The organism is Gemmatimonadota bacterium (assembly GCA_026705765.1).
Taxonomy (GTDB): Bacteria; Latescibacterota; UBA2968; order UBA2968; family UBA2968; genus VXRD01.
In genome coordinates this window covers 1-21495 of the sequence record JAPPAB010000012.1, presented here as the reverse complement: position 1 = coordinate 21495, position 21495 = coordinate 1, and the positions used below count along the sequence as shown (strand labels likewise).

23 protein-coding genes and 1 tRNA gene are annotated in these 21495 nt (G+C 49.1%); 13 read left to right on the top strand and 11 right to left on the bottom strand.

Going from position 1 to position 21495, the window contains the following annotated elements; translation table 11 throughout:
* Nucleotides 1–93 precede the first annotated feature (93 nt).
* The 3 genes from OXH16_01755 to OXH16_01745 are packed head-to-tail and all read right to left on the bottom strand — an operon-like array spanning nt 94 to nt 3728.
* Entirely contained in the window at nt 94–1026 is a 933-nt protein-coding gene (locus OXH16_01755) for an NHL repeat-containing protein (GenBank protein MCY3680092.1), read from the bottom strand.
* Nucleotides 1027–1046: 20 nt separating this feature from the next.
* The gene (locus OXH16_01750) at nt 1047–2492 is read right to left on the bottom strand and encodes an arylsulfatase (GenBank protein ID MCY3680091.1); all 1446 of its coding nucleotides are present in this window, start codon (nt 2490–2492) and stop codon (nt 1047–1049) included.
* Between the two features lie 9 nt (nt 2493–2501).
* On the bottom strand, nt 2502–3728 hold the full coding sequence (locus OXH16_01745) for an LL-diaminopimelate aminotransferase (protein MCY3680090.1): 1227 nt from the start codon (nt 3726–3728) through the stop codon (nt 2502–2504).
* Nucleotides 3729–4072: 344 nt separating this feature from the next.
* Here OXH16_01745 and OXH16_01740 point away from each other — a divergent pair, with 344 nt between their 5' ends.
* A complete protein-coding gene (locus OXH16_01740; protein ID MCY3680089.1) occupies nt 4073–4471 on the top strand; it encodes an HAD family hydrolase in 399 nt (132 codons plus the stop codon).
* A gap of 94 nt (nt 4472–4565) precedes the next feature.
* Here OXH16_01740 and OXH16_01735 read toward each other — a convergent pair whose 3' ends face one another.
* From OXH16_01735 to OXH16_01700, 8 genes are all read right to left on the bottom strand, one after another.
* Nucleotides 4566–6458, bottom strand: a complete 1893-nt coding sequence (locus OXH16_01735) for a putative DNA binding domain-containing protein (protein MCY3680088.1) — start codon at nt 6456–6458, stop codon at nt 4566–4568.
* Nucleotides 6459–6646: 188 nt separating this feature from the next.
* Nucleotides 6647–6871 (bottom strand): hypothetical protein, encoded by a 225-nt coding sequence (locus OXH16_01730; GenBank protein MCY3680087.1) that lies wholly within the window; start codon nt 6869–6871, stop codon nt 6647–6649.
* 271 nt (nt 6872–7142) lie between these two features.
* Complete coding sequence (locus OXH16_01725; GenBank protein ID MCY3680086.1) at nt 7143–8609, bottom strand: putative DNA binding domain-containing protein; 1467 nt, start codon at nt 8607–8609, stop codon at nt 7143–7145.
* A 585-nt stretch (nt 8610–9194) separates the two neighbouring features.
* Nucleotides 9195–10121: a malate dehydrogenase gene (mdh, locus tag OXH16_01720; GenBank protein MCY3680085.1), complete on the bottom strand. Its 927-nt coding sequence runs from the start codon at nt 10119–10121 to the stop codon at nt 9195–9197.
* Between the two features lie 17 nt (nt 10122–10138).
* Nucleotides 10139–10390, bottom strand: a complete 252-nt coding sequence (rpmA, locus tag OXH16_01715) for a 50S ribosomal protein L27 (GenBank protein MCY3680084.1) — start codon at nt 10388–10390, stop codon at nt 10139–10141.
* A gap of 17 nt (nt 10391–10407) precedes the next feature.
* The gene (rplU, locus tag OXH16_01710; GenBank protein MCY3680083.1) at nt 10408–10725 is read right to left on the bottom strand and encodes a 50S ribosomal protein L21; all 318 of its coding nucleotides are present in this window, start codon (nt 10723–10725) and stop codon (nt 10408–10410) included.
* A gap of 118 nt (nt 10726–10843) precedes the next feature.
* The gene (locus OXH16_01705) at nt 10844–12385 is read right to left on the bottom strand and encodes an Rne/Rng family ribonuclease (protein MCY3680082.1); all 1542 of its coding nucleotides are present in this window, start codon (nt 12383–12385) and stop codon (nt 10844–10846) included.
* 17 nt (nt 12386–12402) lie between these two features.
* Nucleotides 12403–13122: an SDR family oxidoreductase gene (locus tag OXH16_01700; GenBank protein ID MCY3680081.1), complete on the bottom strand. Its 720-nt coding sequence runs from the start codon at nt 13120–13122 to the stop codon at nt 12403–12405.
* 131 nt (nt 13123–13253) lie between these two features.
* On the opposite strand from OXH16_01700, the gene OXH16_01695 reads away from it, so the two are divergent.
* The 12 genes from OXH16_01695 to OXH16_01640 all read left to right on the top strand — a co-directional run bounded on the left by OXH16_01695 (nt 13254) and on the right by OXH16_01640 (nt 21454).
* Nucleotides 13254–14477 (top strand): molybdopterin molybdotransferase MoeA, encoded by a 1224-nt coding sequence (locus OXH16_01695; GenBank protein MCY3680080.1) that lies wholly within the window; start codon nt 13254–13256, stop codon nt 14475–14477.
* Nucleotides 14478–14483: 6 nt separating this feature from the next.
* Nucleotides 14484–14957 carry a cyclic pyranopterin monophosphate synthase MoaC gene (moaC, locus tag OXH16_01690; protein ID MCY3680079.1) on the top strand — a complete coding sequence of 158 codons (474 nt, stop codon included), beginning with the start codon at nt 14484–14486 and terminating at the stop codon, nt 14955–14957.
* 71 nt (nt 14958–15028) lie between these two features.
* Nucleotides 15029–15793, top strand: a complete 765-nt coding sequence (locus OXH16_01685; protein ID MCY3680078.1) for a hypothetical protein — start codon at nt 15029–15031, stop codon at nt 15791–15793.
* Nucleotides 15790–16260, top strand: coding sequence for a type II toxin-antitoxin system VapC family toxin (locus tag OXH16_01680; GenBank protein ID MCY3680077.1), 471 nt, complete (start codon nt 15790–15792; stop codon nt 16258–16260). The genes OXH16_01685 and OXH16_01680 overlap by 4 nt, the downstream gene beginning before the upstream one ends.
* A 115-nt stretch (nt 16261–16375) precedes the next feature.
* Nucleotides 16376–16451: transfer RNA gene (locus tag OXH16_01675), tRNA-Lys, on the top strand.
* A 60-nt stretch (nt 16452–16511) separates the two neighbouring features.
* Nucleotides 16512–17600, top strand: a complete 1089-nt coding sequence (locus OXH16_01670) for a three-Cys-motif partner protein TcmP (protein ID MCY3680076.1) — start codon at nt 16512–16514, stop codon at nt 17598–17600.
* Nucleotides 17601–17674: 74 nt separating this feature from the next.
* Entirely contained in the window at nt 17675–18415 is a 741-nt protein-coding gene (locus OXH16_01665) for a phage Gp37/Gp68 family protein (protein MCY3680075.1), read from the top strand.
* A 122-nt stretch (nt 18416–18537) separates the two neighbouring features.
* Nucleotides 18538–19188, top strand: coding sequence for a hypothetical protein (locus tag OXH16_01660; protein MCY3680074.1), 651 nt, complete (start codon nt 18538–18540; stop codon nt 19186–19188).
* Nucleotides 19189–19360: 172 nt separating this feature from the next.
* Nucleotides 19361–20239 carry a hypothetical protein gene (locus tag OXH16_01655; GenBank protein MCY3680073.1) on the top strand — a complete coding sequence of 293 codons (879 nt, stop codon included), beginning with the start codon at nt 19361–19363 and terminating at the stop codon, nt 20237–20239.
* A gap of 3 nt (nt 20240–20242) precedes the next feature.
* Complete coding sequence (locus OXH16_01650) at nt 20243–20368, top strand: hypothetical protein (protein ID MCY3680072.1); 126 nt, start codon at nt 20243–20245, stop codon at nt 20366–20368.
* Between the two features lie 90 nt (nt 20369–20458).
* On the top strand, nt 20459–20653 hold the full coding sequence (locus tag OXH16_01645; GenBank protein ID MCY3680071.1) for a hypothetical protein: 195 nt from the start codon (nt 20459–20461) through the stop codon (nt 20651–20653).
* 12 nt (nt 20654–20665) lie between these two features.
* The gene (locus OXH16_01640; protein MCY3680070.1) at nt 20666–21454 is read left to right on the top strand and encodes a hypothetical protein; all 789 of its coding nucleotides are present in this window, start codon (nt 20666–20668) and stop codon (nt 21452–21454) included.
* The last annotated feature ends 41 nt before the right edge of the window (nt 21455–21495 follow it).

The window sequence follows — 21495 nt, the reverse complement described above, 5'->3', positions numbered from 1 at the left end:
CATCCCGCCCCCGCGGAACATCCCGGCCTTACACTTCACAGTGAACTGGTCTGAACTGCGACCAGTTGTACACCGTCCCCTACTTCACACTTTTCACTTCACCCTTGAAACTTGCAATTGCAACTTCTGAATGCGCCCATTGCCCGAATCCAGAACGAACAACCTGCCAGCGCGGCCAAGTGCGACACCCCGCGGAAACTGAAACGCCATCGCACCCTTTCCCGGATCGGGACCGCCCAAAGAGCCTGCAACCCCACCAGAATCGAGATCAAACACCACAATGCGATGGTGACCCGTATCCGCCACAATCAGCGTCCGCTCAGGCCCCATACACAGCGCCGAGGGCTGCAACAAAATATCTTCGCCCATTCCCTTTTGAAAATTGCCAAACCTGTCGAACACCGCGATCCGATCATTCTCGCTATCGCAAACATAAACCTTCTCGCGCCCTTCTACTGCAATCCCCAAAGGACGCCGCAAATTGCCAGCCCCATACCCAAAACCGCCAAAACTGCGATCAACGCGACTATACGTATCGATCTGCACCAGTTGATCGGCATCGATATCGCCCACCAAAATCTCATCTGCATCCGACACCGCAATACCACTGAGCGTACCCAGATCCACAGACCCAGCAGCATCCGCACCACCAATCACCGCCAGAAGGCGCAAATTGAGATTAAACACCTGAATGCGGCGATTCCGGCCATCGGCTACATAAATATCCAACCCCTTGCTCGCGGCAATACCACCCGGTTTATTAAATTGCCCATCTTCCCAGCCCGGTCCACCCACCGCCCTCAAAAAAGTGCCCGTTGGGGACAATTTTTGGACGCGGTCATTTCCCGTATCGGCCACAAACACATTGCCCGACGTATCCAGAGTCAATCCCTCGGGATTGAGAAACTGCCCATCGCCACCCCCTACTTCGCCAAAAACAGCCTCAAAGCGAAACGCGACCTGCACCTCTGCCCCAACCGTACCAACCCATACAAATACAATTAAGATGCAAAAAATACGTCTCATAAAATTCATCCCTCTACTGCTCAGCGCGAAACACTTCTGCCCTCTCGCTTATACTTTTCGAGCAAAGTCTTGAGTTCTGCAACAATCTCGGGATATTCTACATAACGGTTAAATCGCTCAATCCGGTCGCGTTCGAGATCAAAAAGCTCGCCTGGATGATCGTGAGGCACATACCCGCGTTCATCCACAAACCAATCCGGTTCTTTATTATCATCCCCATTGGGTGCGTCAATCAACACCCAGCGGCCCTTCCGGATGGCGAACTTTCCCCGAATGCTGTGATGCACAGTCGCCTCCCGGATGGGCGTATCAAAAGACTCATCCAAAAGCGCGGGCAATATATTATAACTATCTTCACCCATATCTTCCGACAAAGACACGCCAGTTATCGCCGCCACCGTAGCCATAAAATCGGACATACAAATCACCTCATCGCAAACCCTGTCTCCCTCAATCTGACCGGGCCACCTGGCAACAAACGGAACCCGGTGTCCACCTTCCCACACATCGCGTTTCAACCCCCGCAAGCCATCCATACTGTAATGGCCGTATTCCTGGATCCGTCTATACGCGAAATTTTCTGGCCCATTATCGCTGGTAAAAATAATCAGCGTATTCTCCGCAATCCCCTTTCGATCAAGCGCCGCCATCACCTCGCCCACAGTCCAATCCACTTCACACACAAAATCTCCGTACTCACCCGCCTCGCTCATACCCTTAAACGCATCTACTGGAACAATCGGCGTATGCGGCGCAGTCAGCGGAAAATACAAAAAAAACGGTTGCTCATCCGATGCCTCAATATATTGAACTGCGCGATGGGTCAACTCGGGCATCACCGCTTCGAGAGACCATCCCGGCGCCATAGGTCCGGGCGATCCAAACATCTCCTCGGGCTTCTCCTCAACTGGCGCATCCACCAACCGATCGTTTTCAAACCAGGTATAAGGCGGAAAATTGGGCACATCATCACCAAAATAATAATCAAATCCACATTCTACAGGACCGCCAGTGACCGGCTTACCAAAATCGATATTCTTGCCCAATTCATACCGATGATCTCTACCCAACACCCCGTATTCCGCACCCTCATAGGCCGCCCGCCCATCCTTTGTCTCCCAGTGCCATCCCAAATGCCACTTTCCAATACAGGCCGTGCGATACCCCTGACCTCGCAACAATGTCGCCACAGTCTTTCGCCCCGGATCAATCAAAGGCGGATCCCAGGGCCACAACACACCGCCTTGCAACCGGGTGCGCCACGAATACCGCCCCGTAAGAATCGCATAGCGCGACGGCGTACAGACACTGGACGGCGCATGGGCATCGGTAAAACGAACCCCCTGCGACGCCAACCGGTCCAGATTGGGCGTTGGAATTTTAGACTCTGGATTCTGGCACGTCATATCTCCATAGCCCATATCATCAGCCAGAATAAAAATGATGTTCGGATTGGACCGCGTCATCTGTTCACCTCAAATCTTCAAATTCGCCTGAATACTCGCCACTGCCCGCTCGACATCTTCTCGATGCCCAAACGAACTCAAACGAAAATAACCTTCGCCCGCAGGACCAAAACCCGAACCCGGCGTACCCACGACATGGGCTTCTGACAACAACTTGTCAAAAAAGTCCCACGACGACATACTATTCGGAGTCTTAAGCCACAAATAAGGCGCGTGGACACCGCCAAAAACCGTCAGCCCAATACCTCTCAGCCCCGCCCGAATAATGCGCGCATTCTCCATATAATACGCAATCATCTCCTGGCACTCTCGCTCGCCTTCTTCTGTAAACACCGACAAAGCACCCAACTGCACAATATTCGAAGCACCATTAAAAAACGTATTTTGACGCCTGCCCCACAGCGTATTCAACTTGCCCGCCTCTGCGTCTTCTACCACCAGATCCATCGGCACAATCGTCCACCCCAGGCGCACACCCGTAAACCCGGTATCTTTGGAAAAACTATTGATCTCAATCGCGCAGGACTTTGCCCCCTCAACCTCGTAAACAGTCCTCGGCAAATCCGCATCCGAAATATATCCCGCATAAGCCGCATCGTAAATAATCACCGCCCTGTGTTCCCTCGCATAATCCACAAACGCCTGAAGCTGCGCTCGGGTTGCCACAGCACCCGTAGGATTATTCGGGCTGCAAATATAGATCAAATCCACCTTTTTATCTGGCACCTCGGGCATAAAACCATTCTCTTCCGTACACGGCATATAAACCAGTCCCTCGTACTGATCGTCCACCGCCTCGCCCGTCCGCCCGGCAATCACATTGCTATCCACATATACCGGATATGCCGGATCCTGCACGGCAATCACATTATCCATACCAAAAATCGACTGGATATTCGCCGAATCCGACTTGGCGCCATCACTCACAAAAACCTCAGACGCATCGAGATCCACCCCGTACTTTGCATAGCGCTTCGCCAGCGCCTCTCGCATCTCAGGCTCGCCCTCTCCGCCATCGGCATAGCCGCGATACGTCTCTACACGCGCCATCTGATCCACCGCATCGTGCAAACCGGCAATCACGCTCCTCGTCAGCGGCTCGGTCGTATTGCCAATACCCAACCGCATCACGGACACCTCTGGATGTGCATCGAGAAATGTCTGCGTCCGCCGCGCAATCTCGGGAAACAAATATCCCGCAGCCAATTTGTCATAATTTGCATTAATACTCGCCATGTAATGTAAATCCTTTCGCGTCATAGTCACCTGCCAACAAAATATCGCGCCAAAAAATATAGACGCAACGCCCAAAAGTCAAAGACCAAAAACGAATCAACGACAACGAATCTACGAATCAGCGAATCTACGAACCCCACCCATCCTCCCAAAATCAGTATGTATTGCCATTCGTCTATGAACTTGCCTGAAAGACAGCCAGTTGTACACCGCTCTGTCTATTCACTCATCATATTGATTGTAGTGAAATCATTGCATTTGTTTTTAAACATGTATTTTAGTAATTTCTAACACACACTTCTCCCTCCTTACATCTCCCCCCTTACCATTCACCAGGAGTACGCATGGGATACACTGCTCAAGTGCGCGAATTTACAATGGCCTGTAACGATTCCCTGCCAGCGCATCCGCAAAACATGACAGCAGAAGGCATCGCATTCATAAGACAAATGGTCAACGATGAAATGGACGAATTAATGGACGCGCAAACCGTCACAGAACAGGCCGACGCGCTCGTCGATGCAATTTACTACATCTGCGATTTTGCCGTACGCAACGGCATCAACCTCGACCCGCTCTTCGACATCGTCCACAACGCCAACATGCAAAAAGTCGTAAACGGAAAAGTCATTCGCCGAGAAGACGGCAAAATACTCAAACCCGAAGGCTGGGAAGACCCCGCCCCCAAACTCATCCAGGAAATGACCCGCCAGACGCGTGAAGGCGGATTTGACGAAAAATAGCCCATCCAACTTTGGACGGGCTGTTTTTTTAGTACGCTGAGTACCTGGCTTAGTTCAAACACGCTACTTTACAGCCGAGGAAAAAAACTAAGGGCTACGGGCGTTGGGAAGCAACGGCTCGGTAAGCCTGGCGAGGGTGGTTGGGCTTATCCGGAAAGCGTCGCTCAAGTTCTTTACTTTGCACCATTTCCCCGAGGTGCCCTGCTATTAGATTCTCTTGTTTTAAGCTCAGGTAGCGGGCGAGTGTAGCGGCAGTTACCCATCTCCCTTGATCGCATATCGCGCGAATGACAGGGCGTAGATTTTCTCGACGCGGTCGCCGACCAAGTCGATCAATAGCGGCCTTGATGTCATCAGGAAGCTCCCCGGTATCCGTATTGAACTCCCCGGTATCCGTATTGAACTCCCCGGTATCCGCATTGAACTCCCCGGTATCCGCATTGAACTCCCCGGTATCCGCATTGAACTCCCTCCCATCCGTGTGGAACTTTCCATCATTTGTTCTGGACTCTCCAGTTTCTGATTTGTACTTCCCAACTTGCGATGTCAGTAAAGAAGTCAATGTGTAGTAGCTGTTGGGACCATGGGAATAAAGCTTTAGCAAATCTCGGTCTCGGAGACCGCGTAAAAGATAACTGGCACTCAAGGTATCAAGACCGGATAAAGCACGTAGCCTGGCATTGTCTATCTGATCATGACGATAAGTGTAAAGCAATGCCCGAAACTCATTGCGAGAAAGCTCAATATCACCGAGCGCCGAGATAAATTCTCTATCACTGGCGTTCAGAGTAAGCGTGTTCCGAAGCGTAACTGTGACGCTGCTGTTGGTCGCATCTATATCTGGCCTTGGCAAAAAAGCGTCTTCCATCTCTGCGAACATACGCGGGATACCTTCGCCCTGGTCGCGTGCGAGACCGAGATCTACGAGCACCCGGATCATGCGGGGATTGCGGCTGTGATGGACTCGCTTGAGCGTGAGCAACGCTTCTGTAGTCAAGTTGCCGACCAGCCCGCCCGGGCTGACCACTTCCATGCGATCATCGAATAACCAGACCTCTATGCAGGTGCCTTCAACCCTGTAATCGCGGTGCGCGATGGCATTGAGCAACGCCTCCAGCCATGCGAAATCCGGATATTCGGCGGATTCCTGAAAGCGACTCCCCACGAGCCGCATAGGGCGTCGCAACAAACCGCTGATGATAGTGCGAATTTCCAATATGACCGCAGGCAAGTTGCCTTCGCAGCGCGGGCGTTCTTCGACATTGTGTTCGGGTCCGGTATAGCGCTCCGTACCAATAACGCGAAATAGACGAACGCCAGCATTGGGATGGTCCGGTCCATACCGGGCAAAGAGCAACTCCGCAGCATTTCGAAGCACTATCCCCCGCCCACGACGGTCGGCCAATTTGCGCTTGAGCAAATATTCTTCATCAGTCAAAGCAGATAAGCCCGCCCCTTGTCTTGCGCGTTCTAACAGTCGTTCATCCAGATCAGCCAAAGTCATTGATGATTGTCGGCTTTCCCAACTCTCCGCCATACCTTCAAACTTGAGCGTATTGATTTGGCTCTCGCTGGATTGCACGGTCTGGTCACCCATTCGCAACGGGAAGCCATTTCCGATTACCTGAACGGGAACATCTGAAGCCGGCACATCAAAAACAATCAGTTCGCACCCTTGAACATTTATAATAAAGCCATCGGGCTGTGCGGGCTTCAAGCGAGTGCTCGGGGTCTTCAGGATACTGTTCAAGGCATCCTGCGGAAGCTGGTGTCCAGTAATGGTGCGGTCATCCTCTATGCCCAGGATCAGTACGCCACCTTCGGCATTGGCGAAGCCCGCCACATATTCCGCAACCTGATCTCGCACGGCGCGGCGGTTACGTGACTGTTTGGCACCATCTTCTCCCTCATACAACGACTTGCGATCAAAGTGCTGGCCTTCATCTTGATCCAGAAACGGCGTGATGTCGAATCGTAATTCTGCCATTAGAAACCGCCTGCGATAATTTGGCTCAATAGCCCTTTGCTTCCCTCGCCCGGACACTCGGCAAATGCATATTCAATGTTGCATTTAGTATAGTCAACTTTGCCAGCATCTTCAAGACTACGAATAAAAAATAGCCTGTCCAAAAGATTAGATAGGCTGTTTTTTAAACTACACGGGCGTATATGGCCTTAGCGATGTTCGGAGGTATCGGTGACCGCCGAGCGTCTGCATCTGAGTTCATCTATCGCCTTGCTGCGCTCACGGGCGGACTTATGAAACAGCCCGCGTATAGAATTTGCCCCCTCGATAACCTCGGGAATATCAGAGGTATCAATCTGGTCATCGGGCAATGCCGCAAGCGCGTCCAGTTCTTCTTTCTGAGATTGCGTTGGTTCAGTATCCGGACTCTTCATACCTTAAGCCCTCTTCGGGTTGCTTTCCGGGTATGGAAATATATCGTTCCAAATGTGTTTCAGTCAAGTACCAGTCAAGTAAAATAACTATCGTATCTTCAGTAACTTATAAAAAATATGATCTCACATCGTCAGTTGCCAGTCAAGTAGCCATCAATTACCCGTCAATTACATAAGTTAAGTAAAATAAATAAGTTAAGTAAAATTTACAGCTTCCAATTCACTTTGTGTCAATTACCCGTCAATTACCCATCAATTACCGGATGGCGACTCAGGCCCAAAAAGGCAAATACTTCTTCATTTTACGGGCAGCCTGCTCATCAAATGCCTTGAGCTTACTTGCGTCCACGGCTTCCCGAATGTAGCGCGACACGACTGACCTGTAGTTCTCCTTGACACCGAACCGTACTCTTAGAGATGCGTTAGTCAGAAAATCTCGATTCACGTATTGTAGGCAGGCGTGCAGGTAGCAGGCACGCACCCGATCTGCCTTATCCATGTCGGACAGGGCCTTGTGAGCAAAGAGTACAACCCGCGTGAAGTTCGGTGGGACCTCAAAAATCGGCGCAGGAAGTTGGTAACGCTCAACTTCTATAGCTACTTTGTCAATCCCACTACCCCGCTCCTCACAAATCCGAAAGCGACGCATGAGCGAGGCTATTACTTCATTGCGAGATGTCGGAGGGCTATCGAGGAAACGCTGAGTATCCACCAGCGGCTCGCCGGGATTCGTAATCTCGATGCGGCCTTCAAAAATCTCCACCATAGGCCCTGCCCCCGTTGCGAAAAAGTCCTGATGGATGAGCATGTTTGCCACTAATTCGCGTACAGCCAACTCGGGAAATGCTCGTACCGTCTTGCGTCGTGCTTGTCCGATGACTTCATTTGCTGGCAGTTGTGCGTCAATATAACCGATCAGTTCATCAAAGCCAGCGGCATAGCCTTTTGTGTATTCGTATTCTCTCAGAGTCTCAATGCGTCCCGTACCGACGTACTGGATAACCCGAATGGCCTTGCGCTTCAGCCGAGGGAAGTCGCCAAGATTTTTCGCAAAGAGAATCGCTCCCAGATTTGTAATATTGAAGCCGCCCGCCTCGCTGAGCGCGATCAACCGGTCGCGTTGAAGCGCGTCAAGGATGGCCACATGACCATCAGGCAAGGGTACATTTAGCAGATCGAAGTACTTGGGGTAGTCAAGCTTAAGTAGAACATCCTCATCTTTTAGCCGTTCAGCAGCGATGCCTTCTTCAAAACTCACCCGATCAAAAATACGCCACAGCGCCCGTTCTTTTTCGGGATGATCTCTGAGCTTTTTCTTATAGCTACCCACACGGATATATTCCTGACCGGCAAAGCGTACCGGATGCCGCGAAGCACGGTTAATTTCCGTCAGGATGACTGACCCCTTCTCGGTACTCAAGGAAAAAAAATGAAAATCAATCTTCGGTTCGAGCAAACGCAATAGCCAATTTTCCAGTTCCTCATTTCCCTTCTTAGCGGACCTGGGATCGAAGTTGGTCCCCACGACTGCGTGGTCATGATCGCGCACACCCCACATCAGATAAGCCGCAGCTTTGCCCGCAAGTGCCGCCGAGTTGGCAAGGGCAGAAAGATACTCGCCTATCTCCTGTGGGTCAGTGTTGTCTTCCTTAAACTCTACCCACTCGGTCTCGTACGGCAAAGCACATAGCTCTCGGAGAAGACCTTCCAGGTACTCGGGGGAACGTTGACCGTTCATGTCAAAACCTCCGTACCGCGCTCGGTAGTGTCGGTGATCATTTGGTTTTCTATCAAACAACCATCAAACAAATTGAAAAACAGTAAGTATTTGTATAACAATAATTTACAAAATCAAACCTATCCCGCTGAGTCATTTTTCGGATTTTCTATCAAGCAACCGTCAAGCAAATGACCGTCAATTAACATAATTTAAATAAAATAAATAAGTTAAGTGAAATTTATAGCTTCTCGGCCCGCTTTGCGTCAATTACCGGATGAAAACTCATGGCAAAGTGGTCCTGGAGAATGCCCCCAGTGAAAACGGACCTTAAGTTCGCGGAACATTTCAAATGAAAACTACCAGCACACCGGCTTCAAGACTGCATTTAGTATAGCCAACTTTGTCCGCATATTCAAGACTGCGAATAAAAAAATAACCCATCCAATTTTTTGGACGGGCTGACTTAGGAACCGCTATACGCACTTGGCGACTCAAAACCACTGGATTACTGGCGTTGTGCCTCCGGCGTGGCGGCTCAACATCATGCCGCAATGACGTAACTTCACCTGCACCATTAGTTAGCAAAGCAATCTACTGATCGCTTCACAACTCGAGTTTCGCAATATTTTCTCGCACCTCGTCGGCGGATTTTTGCAGGGCTGCGGTCTCTTCTGGCGTCAGGCCAATTTCGATAATGCTCTCAACGCCCTGCGCACCGAGCTTTATGGGCACACCCACAAACAGATCGTGGATACCGTATTGCCCGGTCAGATACGCCGCACAGGGCAAAATGCGTTTCTTATCGCGCACAATCGCCGCAGTCATCTCGGCAACCGCTGAAGCCGGTGCATAATACGCACTCCCTGTTTTTAAATGACCGACAATCTCCGCACCGCCATCCCGCGTCCGCTGCACAATCGCATCAATAGTAGCACCATCGAGCAACTCGGTCAAAGGAATCCCCGCAACAGAAGAATAGCGAGGCAGTGGAACCATAGAATCGCCGTGTCCGCCGAGTACAAAAGCCGTCACATCTTCAACCGAAACATCAAGTGCCTCGGCAATAAAAAAGCGAAACCGCGCAGAATCGAGAATACCGGCCATCCCGACCACGCGATGTGGGGGAAAGCCGGTTTTTTGTAACGCCACATACGTCATCACATCGAGCGGATTCGAGACCACGATCACAATGGCATTGGGTGCGACATCCCGCACATTCTCGGACACCGTACCGACAATATCGGCATTGGTCGCCTGCAAATCATCCCGACTCATACCGGGCTTGCGCGCAATCCCCGCGGTAATCACCACGAGATCACACCCCGCAAGCGCGCTGGGGTCATTGGTGCCAATCAGATGGGTATCAAAACGCTCGACAGGTGCAGACTCCGCCATATCGAGACCCTTGCCCTGAGGAATACCCTCTGCCACATCGAGAACCACAACCTCGCGGGCCAATTCTCTCTCGGCAATACGCTGGGCAGAAGTCGCCCCCACATTGCCAGCACCAACAATCCCAATTTTGTTCACCTCACGCCTCTCGCCTCTTACGCGTAAACACTCACCTTCTTGCGCTTCTTACCGAGATGCTCAAACTTGACGCGCCCGTCGATGACCGAATACAACGTATCGTCTTTACCCTTCTTGACATTATTGCCGGGATGAATTTTTGTGCCGCGCTGGCGCGTAATAATTGTTCCCGCAGAGACAACCTGACCGCCATAGGATTTCACCCCCAGGCGTCTTCCCGCACTATCCCTGCCATTTCTCGAACTGCCAACACCTTTTTTATGAGCCATGAAAAGCCTCCTCGATTTTAGCTTTCCGCTACAATTTTTTCAACCTGAAGATCGGTATAAGATTGCCGATGTCCTCTCTTGCGCCGGTAATTCTTGCGGCGCTTCATCTTAAAAACCGTGACTTTGTCTGCGAGACCGTGTCCTTTAACGCTCACTTCGACGGCAGCCCCTTCAACTTGAGGCGTACCCACCTTAATTTCATCGCTGTCACCTACGAGCAACACATCGGGCAAAGTGAGAGAATCCCCCGCCTCGGCATCGAGCCGGGCCACGCGGATATGATCGCCCTCTTCCACCTTGTATTGGCTACCAGCGATATCGACTACTGCATACATACTCAAAACCTCCAGAAACTGTTACAGTCCCCACTTTTGATTTCCAAACAAACTTCCCGACCCGGCGTGGATCGGAAAATCCAAAGAGAGCTAAATTTATCTGAAGTCGTAATGTATGTCAAGTTTGAACTTCATTTGTCACATCGATCTTCCGCTTTCTGGAAAAAATGCGATAATCTTCTTCACTCAAATCTGGAGCCGACTCGACATCGAGCCAAACCCGGGTGGACTTGCGGATAGCTTTGAGGCGCTCCCTGCGATTTTCGAGCAAATAAAACCCGAGCGTGGGGTGAACCTGCACAGTAAGCCGCCGTTCGAGTGCGGCTGCACGAGAGCGTTTGAGCCAGCGTTCAATGCGCGACAGCACGGTTTCCTGACTCGGAATGTGCCCGGTACCATGGCATTGCGGACAGGGCGCAGAATAAGTGGACATCAAACTGGGACGCACCCGCTGGCGAGTCATCTCCATCAGCCCAAACGCCGTAATCCGCGAATACCGGATCTTGGACCGATCGCGGCGAATGGCCTGGCGCATTTCATCTTCCACGCGCTTGCGATCTCGCGCATGGTCCATATCGATAAAATCGACAACCACAAGCCCGCCCATATCGCGCAAACGGAGTTGGCGGGCAACTTCTCGGGCAGCTTCTAAATTGGTCTTCAGCACGGTCTCATCCTGCTTGGCACGCCCTTTACCCACGCTGCGCCCGCTGTTGACATCGATGGCAACCAGTGCTTCGGTCGGATCAATAACCAGATAACCACCGCCCCTGAACCAAACCCTGCGTTCGGAGAGTTTTTCAATTTCAGCCTCAATGCCAAAAGCGTCGAAAATCGGTCGCGTATCGCCGTAGTATTCGACGGTTCGGCGCAACTCGGGCGAAACCCCCTTGAGATATGCCTGAATTTGCTTGTATTCGCGCTTCGAATCAACGACAAGGCGGTGAACATCCTCTGTGAACAAATCGCGGATAAGGCCAGACGTCATACCCACTTCTTTGTGAAGCAACCTGGGACCGCTACTTTTTTTCCCCTGTTTTTGAAGTCGCTTCCACGTTGTCAAAAGCTGCTTGAGGTCGCGCCCGAGTTCCCGATCACCTTTGCCATTGGCTTCGGTACGCACGATAAGGCCAAAGCCCTCGGGCTTGAGATTGCCCGCGAGATCCCGAAGACGCCGCTTTTCACGCCAATTGGTAATCTTGCGCGACACACCCACTTTATCGCCATCGGGCACAAGCACCATAAACCGACCAGCAAGCGATGGCACAGCAGAAATGCGCGGTCCTTTTGTATTGATGGACTCTTTCTTAATCTGCACAATGACTTCCTGACCTTTGCGCAAAAGCTCATTAATCTGGAACTTGCCCTGCCCATTGCTCTGATCCCGGATATCCTCGAGAATTTCCGAGTCGAGTTCGACCATTGAGCCGGGTGAGCCAGGCATATCAGAAACGTGTAAAAAAGCCGCTTTTTCCTGCCCAATATCGACAAAACCTGCCTGTAAACCAGGCAGAACAGCGGTTACAACTCCCTGGTAAATATCGCCAACCATGCGTTCTTTTTCAGCGCGTTCAACGAGAATTTCCGCGAGTTGGCCATCTTCGAGAATGGCAATTCGCGACTCGTGTGAAGCGACATTAATAATGATTTCCGTTTTCATTTTATTTTATCCTTAGACTATCTACTGACCACGCGGCGTGGAAAAATAGTAATTTCTTCGACAATAACGCGGTCTGGCATCTGGGCGACCATAAGTGCGGCAGCGGCAATGTCTTCGGGCAAAAGAGCGGCGGCGCGTTTTTCATCAGAGACGGGATTGGGACGATGGTCTAAGATAGGCGTATCGACTTCACCGGGATAAATACAGCAGGCGCGGATACCCGCCTCTCGAAACTCGACATTGATCGATTGATTCAGCGCGGCCATGCCAAATTTGGACGCACAATAAGCCACACCACTGATCATACCCGCTCTTTTGCCAGCCATAGATGAGACATTGATAACCAGACCGTCATTTTGCGCTTTCATTTGCGGCAAAACAGCGCGAAACGCATTAAAAGCACCCGTGAGATTGATCTCCATAACGCGGTCCCAGTCTTCATCTGCAATATCGTTCAAATGGCGTTTTTTGGTATTGATACCCGCGTTGTTCACTAAAATATCGATGCGACCAAATGCCGTGACCGTTTGTTCGGCAAGCAATTGAACCGCCTGGCGGTCAGCAACATCGGCAGCGCAAATCTCGATATTGGCAGATCCGCATTGCCGCGCTATCTCTTCAAGCGGCTCTACGCGCCGACCCACGAGCGCGAGATTATAGCCCGCCTCGGCAAATGTAATGGCAATACCCGCACCAATACCGGTACCTGCGCCAGTAATAATTGCTGTCCTGGACATATTGCTCCTCATAGTTTAAGATACACTCTATCGCGATTTTCCCATAAAAAAATACAAAAAAATCTCAAATACTTCGGACAAGTTTACGTATATTATGCGCGATTAATGAAAATAAAACAAGGAGTAAAGTTATGATTGAAATGGATGATGCCATTCGCATAGTAATGGAAAACACACAGAAAATTGACAAAATCCGCGTTGGATTGGACGATGTGCTCGGACGCGTTTTATCCGAAGACGTGCGCTCAGATATCGACATGCCGCCCTTTGACAAAGCCCTCATGGACGGTTATGCCCTTCAGGGAGCAGATATCGCATCCGCATCCAGTAATACACCCGTCGTACTCGATGTAATCGAAGAGATCCCGGCAGGCATAGTACCCCAAAAGCGCGTAGAATGCGGGCAAGCCTCTCAAATTATGACAGGCGCACCCGTACCCGATGGCGCAGACACGGTAATTATGGTCGAAGACACAGAACCACACACAGACGCCAAAAAGGTACGCGTACTCGACACCACGGAAACAGGCAGAAATATCGCCCGTCTCGGCGAAGATGTGCGCGTCAAACAGGTGGTATTACAGGCCAACACAGTCATACGCCCCCCCGAAGTTGGCATTCTCGCCGCTGTGGGACATATCCATATTGAGGTCTATCGCCAACCAGTGGTCGGCATCGTGGCAACCGGCAGCGAAGTGGTGGAACCCCACCACAAACCCAAACCCGGGCAAATTCGAAATAGCAATGGATACTCAATGGTCGCTCAAGTCTTGCGCTCGGGGGCGCAGGCGCGTTATCTCGGCATAGTAGAAGACGACATCCATGCCTTGATACAAACCATCGGCGAAGGCCTGGAGACCTGTGATATCGTCGCCCTATCCGGTGGCGTCTCTGCTGGCGAATACGATCTGGTGCAAGACGGCATGCGAGATCTGGGGGTCGAAGTACTATTTGACCGCATCCGCATGAAACCCGGCAAACCCCTGACATTTGGTGTAAAAGGCGCGCGACAGGTCTTTGGATTACCCGGCAATCCGGTATCCTCTGTAGTCGGTCTGGAATTGCTCATGCGCCCTGCAATCAGAAAAATGCAGGGCATGACGGATCTGCACCTCCCCACTGTCCGCACAGTACTCAGTGCCGACTTTCGACAAACGCCCGGGCGAAAGCAATTTGTACCCGCGCACAGCGTTCCGAGCAAAAACGGCATATGGGAAAGCTCCTGGGTCGGGCACCACGGCTCGGCGGACCTGTTCTCAATGGCCCGCGCAAACAGCTTATTCGTGGTCAACGCCGAAGATGCCCATGTACCAGCGGGAACCGAATTAGACCTCATTTTATTAAATAGCTGGTAAAAGATCATGGCAAAATTGACACATATTGACGAACACGGTGCCGTGCAAATGGTAGATGTCACAGACAAAGATGTGACAGACCGCGAGGCAATCGCATCGGGCAAAATTGACATGCAACCCGAAACCCTGCAACTCGTCACTGGGGGAAACATCCCCAAAGGCAATGTACTGGAAACCGCGCGCATTGCGGGCATCATGGCTGCCAAGCGCACTTCTGACCTCATCCCAATGTGTCACCCGCTGGGCATTACGGGCGTCGAACTCAATTTTGAAGTCGAGGACGTGAGCATTACAGCGCGTGCAACTGTGCGCGTACCCGACCGCACAGGTGTAGAAATGGAAGCCCTCACCGCGGTAAGTATCGCCCTGTTGACCATTTACGACATGTGCAAAGCAGTAGATCGCAACATGGTCATCGGAGAAATCTGTCTCTTACAAAAAAGCGGCGGACGCAGCGGAACTTATATTCGCAAGACTTGACATCGTATAAGGGCTTCTGTACTTTGCTATTATCTCACTCTCGGAGAGAAGCAGAATCGGAGTAAGACCAAATGGGGCAAAAAGAAATGGATATAAATCGCGCTCAAAATCGAATCACTTTGACGCTTGAGGGTCCCAAAATCCCAGGTACACAATTCGTCACAGGGATTAATGCTCTATTCAAGCTCATAAATGCTGTTTCTGATGAGGTGATGGATACGCGGAAGGCTGTTGACTGGGTTGTATCGGTCGAACCTGGAAGCGTTGTTGTTCATTTTGATCCTGAACCAGAAACTGCCCACAAAGATGATGTCCCCAAGGCAATCAAGTGCATCTCTGACGGATTAGCGCATCTTGAGGATGGGCGAGAAGACCGCCCCAGCTATTTCAATGACAATGCCCTGAAGTCTGCCAAATCTCTGGCAAATTTGGTAAAAGTTGGTCATGACGAATTTAATCGCGTGCGTGTTGATTTCCCCGAGCGCAGACAAACACTTTCTAAACGTGCGGTCGCAACAGTAGATGCAATGTTTCAGGTCCATCGCGCTACTTTGGGTTCTGTTGAAGGCTACCTACAAGCCATTACGAGTCGCGGGAAGTATAAATTCCGTATTTATGACCGGTTAACAGATCATCCTGTGATCTGTTTTTTTCCTAACGAATTAAAACAGGAAGTCTTGAAGGCGTTTGACAAACGCGTACAGGCTTATGGGATGGTAAACTATAGAAAAGAAGGAAAGCCTTCCAGTATCCATGTAGAAGATTTTAAAGTTTTTGCTTCTTCCGATGAACTCCCATCTTTTTCCGACATTATTGGCATCTACAAAAATTTATGAATAAGAAACGTCAATTGAGGTACTGGGATTCGTCGGTTTTTCTTGGTCTGCTTAACGACGAACCAGAGAGGGTCAATGTTTGTCAGGGGGTCATAGAATCTGCGGAACGCAATGAAGTCCACATTGTCACTTCAGCAATCACACTGGTTGAAGTGATCAAGCTGAGAGGAGAACAGCCACTCGGTCAAGAACACGAAGAGACGATTCAGAAATTTTTCGAACAGGAATTTATCATCATCCGTCCAGTTGACACTTCAATAGGTTTGGCGGCCAGAAACCTGATCTGGGAATATGCCCACCTTCAGCCGAAGGATTCCATCCATGCAGCTACGGCAGTCGAGTATCAAGTGGCGTCTCTCGATACATTTGATGACGATTTGATAAGGCTGAATGGCAATATTGGCGACCCTGGTCTCAGGATCGGCCATCCGAATTTATCTTACCAGCCTGAACTCTCCGGAGTGTAAGATTTTCAACATCCCTAAATAAACTGATCGGTTGACCTGCTCTCCATCGCGGTCAAAGTCAAGATGCTTGACAAGGCATAGTGGCTTCTTTACATTTCCAATCACGCAAAAAAATGCGCCTATAGCTCAACTGGCAGAGCAACTGACTCTTAATCAGTAGGTTCGGGGTTCGATTCCCTGTGGGCGCACCATAATTCGACAGGCACTTACGTACTTCTCGCAGGTGCCTGTTTTCTTTCAAAGGATATGCAATGTCAACCTCGCCCCTGTGGGAACTTGAACCACACACCGTTGGAAAACACCTGATTCTTAAAGCTTATTTGGATGCCTGGCTGCCTATTTTGGGAATGACTCAAGGGCGCATTCTCTTTATAGACGGTTTTTCTGGTCCTGGAAAATATATTGGAGGTGAACCTGGTTCTCCCCTGATCGCACTCCAATCTTTTCGGAATCATACGGCCAATACCCGAATAGGGGAGGTATTATTCTATTTTATAGATGACAATCCTTCTAGAGTAAAGCACCTCAAAGCCCTAATCCCTAAAGCCGTTCCGAATCTGCCTCCAAACTGCAAGTACGAAATCATTCAAGGAAAATTCGATCAGGAAATGTCGAGTGCATTGGATGAATTAGAGAAACAAAAAACCTCTATGGCCCCGGCTTTTGTAATGATAGACCCCTTCGGGGTTAGTGGTACACCTATGGATGTCATTTCTCGAATCTTATCAGTTCCCAAATGCGAAGTCTATATTTCATTTATGTATTCCTCTATTAACCGATTTAGACAGACGCCCGAGTTCGAGTCTCACTTGGACAAGTTGTTTGGGTGCAGGGATTGGAGAGATGGTAATAATCTGCCATCTGAAGAGCGTAAAGACTCCTTTTACTCGCTTTACAAACAACAACTAAAATATGCAGGCGCAAAGCAGGTTATCTATTTTGAGCTATATAAAGGTAACCGTTTGATTTACGCGATATTTTTTGCGACCCAGTCGCTCAAGGGTTGCGACGAGATGAAAAAGGCCATCTGGAAGATAATCCCTGAAGGCAATTATAAGTTCAAAGGAAGCAATGCTGAAGCAGGCCAACTTTCGTTTGAACTACAGCACAATTTTCAACCTCTACAAGATCTTCTTGTATCTACCTACAGGCTAAAAGGATGGGTTAGTGTAGATGAAATAGAGAGTTTTTTGAAAACTGATCAAACCATTTACCATTCAGGACATCTAAAAAGCTATGCACTGAAGCCGATGGAGCTTAATGGTCTCCTTGAGATTAAGGAAAGTACCAGAAGACGAAAGCGCACATATCCCACGGGAACTATGTTGCGTTTTATTTAACACTTGACAGTGCATGTTTGTTCAGTATATTTATTGTCAGTATTGCTATCTTTCTTTTGATGGAAGGCATTCAAATGGGCAAATCACACATAGAATGGACTGAATCGACCTGGAATCCTCTCACGGGTTGTACAAAAATCAGTCCAGGATGCAAATTCTGCTATGCAGAACGGATGGCAAAACGCCTACAGGCAATGGGTAATCCCAATTACAAGGATGGTTTCAAGCTGTCCCTGCACGAACACGTCTTAAATGCTCCTCTATCTTGGAAAAAGCCCCAAGTTGTGTTTGTGAATTCAATGAGCGATATATTTCACAAAGATGTCCCGTTTGAGTTCATAGAAAAGATGTTTGCCGTGATGCGCCAGGCGTATTGGCATCAATTTCAGATTCTCACTAAGCGATCTGATAGGTTACTTGAACTGGATTTGATGATCGGCTGGCCCAACAATGTGTGGATGGGTGTCAGCGTCGAAAATACAGAGTATGAGTTTCGCATCAATGACCTGAGACTTACCGGCGCTATCACCAAATTTCTGTCACTGGAACCTTTACTTGGGCCTCTTTCAAATCTCCAACTCAATGGAATTGATTGGGTAATCGCAGGAGGAGAATCCGGACCAGGTTGCCGGCCTATTCGTAAGGAATGGGTTGTCGAGATTCGGGATCAATGTGTGGAAAAAGGGGTTCCCTTCTTTTTTAAGCAGTGGGGTGGAACAAATAAAAAAAAGGCCGGCCGGCTTCTGGAAGGTCGCACCTGGGATGAGATGCCGCCTATCAGTCCAGCAGCAGACCCGCAGGCTGCTATATTCTAAATCTTATTGTGATATTTCCACAAGCCAGTCCTTTCCGGCTGGCTTTTTTTATATAGTGAGTCGCGTGTTCTACTTGACCTGCTACGATTGTTTACTTTTTAAAAAAATCAAAGGATAGCATAATGCGACCATTCCCCATTTACATTATGCTGGTATTTCTCCTTTTCAGTTGTGGGAATAACAGCACTGGACAAGAACAGTCACTGGCGATAGACCGCGATGTACTGGTGGATCTGTACAATGCAACCGATGGAGCAAATTGGACGAACAAGACACTTGACGAAGAATATCGCGATCAGACTTTCTCTCCTTGTCCTCGGTATTGGGTCAGTCAGCAGGAGAGCAATATTGTCCAGTGTTTGCACTGGCTTTTGGTGTTCAAAGACATTACGGCGTCAACCAATGTTCTCACTATGATCGCCGCTATCGTTCCACAAGTTGGATGTGGACACACATTGCCAGTCCTTGTTCCGATCGAATGCGACTTTGATGGTAAGAACGCGGCCTGTCTGCTATCCAATCTCAACAGTTTCTGTTTTGATTACATTGCTCACCAGAAGGTCCAAGCAACCCACCTCACTTGGTATATCGTCGAGCAACTTCCAGTCATCGCACCCGCCGATTTCGACCGCCAGTTTGGAAACAAAACCGCCCGCGACCTCGGTTACGACGGCGCACCCTTTATCTGGGATGAAAAAGAACACCGCCACCTGCGTGCCCGTCTCGACGCACTCTACTTTCACCTCTACTGCCTGTCGCGAGAAGATGCCTAGTACGTCCCGCGCACGTTTCCCATAGTCCGCAAAGAAGACGCGTCCGCATTCGGCCGCTATCGCACACTCGACCTGATCCTGGCTTACATGAACGCGCTCAAGGTCGGAGATACTGAGTCAGTGGTAGCGGTGTAATCATGGCTATAGTTGAACTATTGGAGGATTTTGCCTAATGAAGAAAGAATCTCCCAACTCTGAAGACATCATCAACGCACTCAAGAGATCTGGTTATTTAATGGAACAAGAGGTTGCCACTCAACTGGAAGCTCTCAACTTCCAGGTCCGTACTAATATGGCATTTGAAGATATTGAGGAAAAAAAATCTCGTGAGATCGATGTTAGAGCAATCAAGAGAGTAGCTCACAACGAAGAGAAAAAGCTATCAGCGTTTGTCGAAATCATCGCTGAATGTAAGAACAGCATGAATCCGTTCGTTTTTATAGGTCGGCCAAAGAACCAGACGGATAATCAGCATCCTCCACAGGAATTGGTTTTCCCAATTGCAAAGTACAAAGAGCAAAAAGATTTCAGCAAAAATGGTTTCCAAATTCGCACAAAGGATGCGTTCTTCCATCTGGGCTTTGACAAGGTGCATCCTGATTACACGAGTGAGATGAAGGCGGTCCAATTCTGCCGGATAGATCGCAAAGGATCTAGCTGGCACGCCAATCATGGTGGTTTGTACAATTCAATATTCTATCCTATGGCAAAAGCTCTTACAGCCCAGAAGCGTGAAATATTTCGAAATAATCAATCCAGTGAATGGCGCTATTTCTGGCTGTTCGTGCCTATTGTGATCATCAGTGGTAATATCTTGTATGTCGACTCGATAGCAACCGATCCAGTGTTGCAGAAAAGAAATGATATCACCTTCAAACGAGAAATAAAATCAGGAAAACTCGACGGAATATACACTATTACTTTTGTATGTCAGAAACAACTTGAACAATTTATCTCTGATCGCCTAGAACCACTGGTTACCAGGATGGTTGATCTTACAACGATTCACGCCGATTTTGTTTTAAAACAAAACATTACATGGAAGGAGTAGATATTGAAATTTCTCCATAGCCAAAACAAAGACGAGGCAACATTCGGAAAATACCGCACACGCGATATGACGCTGGCTTACATGAACGCGCTCGCGGTTGGAGATACGGAGACGGTGGTGGAGGTGTAGGAGGAATGGAACGCCATCAAACAGGTTTGCGGACCGTTTGCAATTTGTAAGGAATTGTGTATATTTTCGTCTAATTAGGAGGAAAATGTCATGAGTAAAAGAACTAAAACAGAAAACGTCTCAGATGATTACTTGAAGACGCTGGAAGAGGTCAAAAAGCAATACCAGCAATACGTGGAAGTCAGCGAGCTTTATAAGTTGCCAGTGCAGAAGGAGGAGCCATTGCAATATCAACCTCCCAGCATCGAACATCCTCTGACGACAAATACAATTCGCACCCAGTAAAACGGAGTACCCATGCCTTCTTGGAGTGAACTTTTAGAGGCGTTCAATGCGGAGGCATCCAAAACGCCCGATCCTAACTGGCTTGATAAACAATTGAAAGAGTATTTGGACGCTATCTCAAATTGTCGTGGCGATGCCACCGTTATCTTCTACGCATCAGCTTTTCTGCAAAAAGCCAACGATGATGTGTCCATTACAAGAGAGGATATAAATGGTTTCATGAACGCACTCTCCGGAACTCAGACGGATAGGGGTCTCGTACTGATACTTCATACCCCTGGCGGAGATCCGAACGCTGTTGAGAGTATAGTTGAGTATTTACACGCCAAGTTTGACAGAATAGATGTGATCGTGCCATACTTGGCAATGTCCGGCGGTGCGATGATAAGCCTTGCAAGCGATCTATTGATCCTCGGTAAGCAAAGCCAGCTTGGGCCGATAGATCCTCAGTTTTTCATTGGCAATCAAGTCCACTCAGCCAGAGCGATTCAGGAAGGATTTAACAAGGCGAGAGAGGATATTGAAAATGATATAAAATTAGCACATCTTTGGGCACCTATTTTACAGAATATGGGGCCTTCGCTTGTTTTGGAAGCCGATAAAGCTTTGGCATACAGCAAAGAGTTAGTGGTAAATTGGCTTAATAATAGAATGCTCAAAGACATAGAAAATGAGGAAGAAAGAAGTAATAAAACCAATGCCATTGCGGCATATTTCAATGCGGAAGATACACCCGACCATGGCCAAATTCATGCTCATGGTCAAAGGATTGGAGCGGAAAAACTTGAGAAGCTGTTTTAAAATTATGAGATAGTAAAAAAAGCGTTGAAAAAGCGTATTCA